We start from the raw sequence: 3,366 nt of genomic DNA, 5'->3' as shown, positions 1-3,366 counted from the left end.
GAGCACCTTCGCGGCACTGCTCTGGGGTTCCGGAACCTGGCCAACTACATCACCCGAGCGCTGCTGGACACCGGAGGATTCAGACCCCTGCTACACCTTCATCTGCGATGAGCCCCTTTTCGGCGGGCCTCCTGAGGGTGGTCTTCGGGAGGCTCCCTACCCCGTATCGGCCTGTACCCAGGGTCTGACCAGGGAGGATTGCCAAGGTGGGCAATTCCTCGATGCTCCGTAAGAGGTTCCCGAGAGTTTCCCGATCTGCCCGTGCTGAGCTTTTCCGAGCCCCTCTCCGTGTGGTGATGATGGGGACAAGCCATCCGGACGGCGTCGCGGTCAGCGGCCGAGGCGCCAGGCTCGGAAGGCCTGGAAGACAGACGCGGAGAGTCCGCGGAGCATCACACACGATGCATGACCACGGAGGTGCACACCATGGCTGCAACCGACGCGAACAAGCTTCGTTCCCTGGCCGCCGCCGTCGGCGTCGGCTCGCTGGCGCTTTTCGGCGTGACCGCATGCGACACCGAGGGCGAGGCCCCGGAGGACGCACCGGTCGAGGAGGAGGGCGCTCCCGAGGAGGACCCGGCTGACGAGGGCCTCCCGGAGGAGGACCCGGCTGAGGAGGACCCCGCCGAGGGTGACGCCGGCCTCGAGGAGGACGGTGCCGCTGAGGACGACGCCGCCGACGAGGAGCTCGAGGGCGGCATGGAGGACGAGGGTGCTGAGGAGGAGGACGGCCTGGACGGCTGATCCGCCCGAGGCGCCCCGGTGCGGTCACGGTCTCCGTGACGCACCGTCGGGACACACAGGAGGCCCCCGACCGGGATCAAGCCGATCGGGGGCCTCCTGCTGTGTGCGTCCGTGGTGACGTCACACGGTCAGGTCACCGGATCAGCCGTTCTTCACGGCGTCCTCGATGCGCTGGCCGACCTCTGCGTCGACGTTCTTCCAGTAGTGGAAGGCGTTGGACAGGACCGGCTCGCGCACACCGTCGAGGGCGCCGGAGACGGTCTCCACCAGGCGGTCCCGGGCGGCGTCGTCGAAGACCTCACGCACCAGGATGCCCGGCTGGGTGAAGTCGTCGTCCTGCTCGCGCAGGGTGTAGGCGGAGCGGACCAGCTCGCCGTCGGCCTCCCAGCCGTTGTCCACCGGGCCCTGCTCGTCGGACCAGGTCGAGCCCTCCACCGTGTTCGGGGCGTAGACCGGCCGGTCGCCGCTGTGGTCGTACCACATGTTGCCCTCGAAGTTGTAGGTGTGGACCTCGTTCTTCGGGCGGTTGACCGGCAGCTGCTGGAAGTTGGTGCCGATGCGGTAGCGGTGGGCGTCCGCGTAGGCGAAGTTGCGGCCCAGCAGCATCTTGTCCGGAGAGTTGCCGGTGCCCGGCACCATGTTGGCCGGCGAGAACGCGGCCTGCTCGATCTCCGCGAAGAAGTTCTTCGGGTTGCGGTTCAGGGTCAGCGTGCCGACCTTGATGCGCGGGTAGTCCGCCTGCGGCCAGGTCTTGGTCAGGTCGAACGGGTTGATCTTGTAGGTCTTGGCGTCCTCGTACGGCATGATCTGGACGTACAGCGTCCAGGTGGGGTGCTCGCCGCGGGCGATGGCGTCGAAGAGGTCACGGCGGTGGAAGTCGGCGTCGGCGCCGGCCAGCTTCTCGGCCTCGTCGTTGGTCATCGTGTCGAAGCCGGCGTCATTGATGAAGTGGTACTTCACCCAGAAGCGCTCGCCGTCGGCGTTGTTCCACTGGTAGGTGTGGGAGCCGTAGCCGTTCATGCGGCGCCAGGTGGCGGGCAGGCCGCGGTCGCCCATCAGGTAGGTGACCTGGTGGGCGGACTCGGGGTTCTGGGTCCAGAAGTCCCACTGCATGTGGGCGTCACGCAGCCCGGAGTCTGGAAGGCGCTTCTGGGAGCGGATGAAGTGGGGGAACTTCATGGGGTCGCGGACGAAGAACACCGGGGTGTTGTTGCCGACGATGTCGAAGTTGCCCTCATTCGTGTAGAACTTCAGCGCGAAGCCGCGCACGTCGCGCCAGGTGTCCGGGGAGCCGAGCTCGCCGGCCACCGTGGAGAAGCGCAGCAGGGTCTCGGTGGTGCGGCCCGGCTGGAAGACGTCGGCCTTGGTGTACTTCGAGACGTCCTCGGTGACCTCGAAGGTGCCGAAGGCGCCGGCGCCCTTGGCGTGGGGACGACGCTCGGGGACGTTCATCCGGTTGAAGTGCGCCAGGGTCTCGACCAGGTGGTGGTCGTGCAGCAGCAGCGGACCGTCTGCGCCGACGCTGAGCGAGTGGCGGTCGCTCACCGCGGGGATGCCGGCCTGGGTCGTCGACCCGGTGGCGTTCGGGGTGTTGCCAGTGGTCATCACTGTTCCCTTTCTCTCTTCCTTGGGTGTTTCTCGGGTGAGGCAGGTCTGGTCGGCTGCGCGCCGTGGGCCACGACGGCGGACAGCAGGCTCAGCGGGCGGCTGAGCTCTCGGCGGGGGAGGCGGGCGCGCTCTGACGGGCGGCGCACTCGTCGCAGATGCCGCGGAACACGACGTCGGCGACCTCCACGGTCATGCCGAGACCGGGATGCGGCTGCAGGCATGGGGCCTCACCGGGGACGCATTCGACGTCCTCGATCCGCCCGCACACCGTGCAGATGGCGTGGTGGTGATTGTCATGGGTGCGCGTCTCGTAGCAGGCGGGCGAGCCCGGCGGATCGAAGCGGCGCAGCAGGTCGTGGGCGGTGAGGTCGTGCAGCACGGTGTACACCGACTGCACGGTGATCTCCGGGAGATGCTCGGTGACCTTGGCGTGGATGGCCTCCGCCGGGCGGTGCGGCTCATCGGCGACGGCGTCGAGCACGGCCAGGCGCTGGCGGGTGACGCGCAGTCCGCGGTCACGCAGCTGGGAGGGCCAGTCGGTCGTCAAGGTCACGAACACCAGTCTGCCCTAGATCTGAGTGATTCACAATTACTGGGGGGCCGTGAGTTCGGCAGGGTTGGCGCCGTTCACCCTCCAAAGGCTGTCGAGTCGACCGCAAGGCTACTTCTTCGCAGGTCAGGTGCATTTCAACTGGCGTTCACGCCTCGTCTGCGTCAGCTCTTCCCGCCCCTGGCATCGTGAGGGCGTTCTGCCCCGTCGTCAGTGAGAGGATCCATCACGATGCCTGTCCGAGAGCTGCTCCCCATGCTCGGTCATGTCCGCGGCAAGCGCAGCGCCGTCACCTGCGCGCTGAAGTGCGCCAACGCCTGCGCTGGAGAGGTCTGCAACACCTCCGGCAATGAGACCTTCCGGGAGGTCGCCTCGGCGGCCCTGACCCGACGCCAGCTGCTCGGCGCCTCCGCCGCGGGCGCGCTGGCCATCGCGGTGGGGGGGGGGGGGGGGGGCGGGCGAGG

The 3,366-nt window shown here is 68.2% G+C and carries 3 protein-coding genes and 1 pseudogene; 2 read left to right on the top strand and 2 right to left on the bottom strand.

Annotation, left to right across the window (positions count from 1 at the left end; all coding sequences use genetic code 11):
- The first annotated feature begins 426 nt into the window (after positions 1 to 426).
- Entirely contained in the window at positions 427 to 744 is a 318-nt protein-coding gene (locus ABD658_RS09450) for a hypothetical protein (RefSeq protein WP_344683694.1), read from the top strand.
- Between the two features lie 141 nt (positions 745 to 885).
- On the opposite strand, the gene ABD658_RS09445 is transcribed toward ABD658_RS09450, so the two are convergent.
- Positions 886 to 2,349, bottom strand: coding sequence for a catalase (locus ABD658_RS09445; protein WP_344683696.1), 1,464 nt, complete (start codon positions 2,347 to 2,349; stop codon positions 886 to 888).
- A gap of 91 nt (positions 2,350 to 2,440) precedes the next feature.
- Positions 2,441 to 2,905 carry a Fur family transcriptional regulator gene (locus tag ABD658_RS09440; protein WP_344683698.1) on the bottom strand — a complete coding sequence of 155 codons (465 nt, stop codon included), beginning with the start codon at positions 2,903 to 2,905 and terminating at the stop codon, positions 2,441 to 2,443.
- A gap of 228 nt (positions 2,906 to 3,133) precedes the next feature.
- Here ABD658_RS09440 and ABD658_RS09435 point away from each other — a divergent pair.
- A pseudogene (locus ABD658_RS09435) lies at positions 3,134 to 3,366 on the top strand (phosphatase); the annotation flags it as partial.

Origin of the sequence: Nesterenkonia aethiopica, assembly GCF_039534665.1 — a bacterium.
GTDB classification, from domain to species: domain Bacteria; phylum Actinomycetota; class Actinomycetes; order Actinomycetales; family Micrococcaceae; genus Nesterenkonia; species Nesterenkonia aethiopica.
The sequence above is the reverse complement of the archived record's forward strand: the minus strand, read 5'-3'. Positions and strand labels throughout refer to the sequence as shown.

Bases quoted from the DNA above. Each gene is read 5' to 3' on its own strand.
- ABD658_RS09450 (WP_344683694.1), top strand. From the start codon at position 427: ATGGCTGCAACCGACGCGAACAAGCTTCGTTCCCTGGCCGCCGCCGTC.
- ABD658_RS09445 (WP_344683696.1), bottom strand. From the start codon at position 2,349: ATGACCACTGGCAACACCCCGAACGCCACCGGGTCGACGACCCAGGCC.